The 275-nt window shown below is 71.3% G+C and carries 1 protein-coding gene; it reads right to left on the bottom strand.

The window, feature by feature from the left end; all coding sequences use genetic code 11:
• A partial coding sequence (locus ABFX56_RS16055; RefSeq protein ID WP_346234360.1) for a histidinol dehydrogenase occupies positions 1-259 on the bottom strand: 259 nt, incomplete at its 3' end.
• Positions 260-275: the final 16 nt, after the last annotated feature.

The raw sequence follows: 275 nt of genomic DNA, 5'->3' as shown, positions 1-275 counted from the left end.
CGGTGATCAGGATCGACTGGGCCGAGGGATCGTGCTCGGCCTGGCTGAGCAGGTCGGCGGCGATCCATTCGGGCACGTTCCGGCCATCGGCGATCACCAGGATCTCGCTCGGGCCGGCCACCATGTCGATGCCCACCACGCCGTAGAGCTGGCGCTTGGCCTCGGCCACCCAGGCGTTGCCGGGGCCGGTGATCACGTCGACCGGGCGGATCCGCTCGGTGCCATAGGCCATGGCGCCCACCGCCTGGGCCCAGACCACGCGCCACACCTCGTCC

The organism is Parafrigoribacterium mesophilum, assembly GCF_039652555.1.
Lineage (GTDB): Bacteria > Actinomycetota > Actinomycetes > Actinomycetales > Microbacteriaceae > Parafrigoribacterium > Parafrigoribacterium mesophilum.
Note: the sequence above shows the minus strand (reverse complement) of the source record. Positions and strands in the feature narration are given on the sequence as shown.